General features: G+C 57.7%; 4 protein-coding genes. All 4 read right to left on the reverse strand.

Features of this window, described 5'->3' with window-relative positions:
* A partial coding sequence (locus EOB59_RS37385) for an exopolysaccharide production repressor protein (protein ID WP_348639557.1) occupies nt 1-253 on the reverse strand: 253 nt, incomplete at its 3' end.
* On the reverse strand, nt 159-476 hold the full coding sequence (gene fdxB, locus EOB59_RS34850; RefSeq protein ID WP_174800308.1) for a ferredoxin III, nif-specific: 318 nt from the start codon (nt 474-476) through the stop codon (nt 159-161). The genes fdxB and EOB59_RS37385, both read right to left, overlap by 95 nt.
* The gene (locus EOB59_RS34855) at nt 473-631 is read right to left on the reverse strand and encodes a CCE_0567 family metalloprotein (RefSeq protein ID WP_224571204.1); all 159 of its coding nucleotides are present in this window, start codon (nt 629-631) and stop codon (nt 473-475) included. The genes fdxB and EOB59_RS34855 overlap by 4 nt, the downstream gene beginning before the upstream one ends.
* 90 nt (nt 632-721) lie before the next feature.
* Nucleotides 722-1114, reverse strand: a 393-nt coding sequence (locus EOB59_RS34860; protein WP_127259213.1) for a DUF269 domain-containing protein, incomplete at its 5' end; no start/stop codon positions are given.

Raw genomic sequence — 1114 nt, forward strand, 5'->3', positions numbered from 1 at the left:
AGCCGGCCTGAAGCAGCAGCGAACAGGCCAGCGTCGTGACGACTGCCACACGGAGCGAATCCAAAGCGAAGTAAACCATCGACGCATTGCTGCACAGGACCAGCCCCACGAGCCGACAAAAAGATGAAGTGCACGCCGTTCTCCTGGTTTTCGCCAGATCATGTTGCGAGCTCGTCGGCCGCAACATGCGTCTGGCAGTTCTTGGGGCAGACGCGGCCGCAGGCTCCGCAGCCGATGCAGCGGCCGGCATCATCGACAACCATGATCATGCGATTGAGCTTGCCGTCGAAATCGTCGTCCTCGTCATCGCAGGGGCCGAGGATTTCACCCGCATCATCAACGCCGTGAAGATGCATGACATCGCGCGAGCAGACCTTGAAACAACGGCAGCAGCCGATGCAGGTCTTGCTATCGATGGAGGTCAGGTACGACGGCATCCAAATGGAGCCGTCACGGGTGGTGAATGTGCGCATCATCCTAAATTCTTCATTGAAGCGAGTTCTCTCTTGGCAACATCCAACTCGGCATAAACGGCTTGGGTTTTCTCGGCGACTTCCTGTATGTCGGCCCACTTGCCCGGCAGACCCTCGACGAGGTCCTGCAATGCCATCTTGGCAATAGCTGCACGCAACTGGAGCTTTCAGACTTTTTTCCTCATCCTATCTAGGTCTGACATAGATCCTTCCTGGAACAATGGTTTCTTGATGCGCTCCATCTCGGGCTAGGCTTCAATGGCTGCAGTCGCATCGTCGACCAGTTTCGTACCGGCCTCAGCAAGTTTGCGGAAAGTCTCGAAGCCGAACCGGTGGACGTCTCGACAGAACGCCCAACCGCCGGAAGCCCCCACGGGTTTCATTTCTATTGTCGGCGACGTCGACACGCCGGAGCGCTCCTCGATCGCAAGCGCTACGGCGGTGTAAAACATGTCGAGCCTCCACAGCGCGTCAGGATCGGGATCGCCGCCAAAGGGTACCGCACGTTGCTGTTGCTTGGTGATGATGAACTCGGCCAGCAGCTCGGCATCCGAATGGCCTTCCCATAAGCCGAAAGAATCCTGAGTACGAATGAGCCGCAGGAGGCATTTGACGAACGGGGAAGCAAGGGCCTCGTCGTC

This window comes from Mesorhizobium sp. M7A.F.Ca.MR.176.00.0.0 (assembly GCF_004023165.1).
GTDB lineage: Bacteria > Pseudomonadota > Alphaproteobacteria > Rhizobiales > Rhizobiaceae > Mesorhizobium.

Coding starts and splice junctions, on each gene's coding strand:
- fdxB (WP_174800308.1), bottom strand. CDS start 476: ATGATGCGCACATTCACCACCCGTGACGGCTCCATTTGGATGCCGTCG.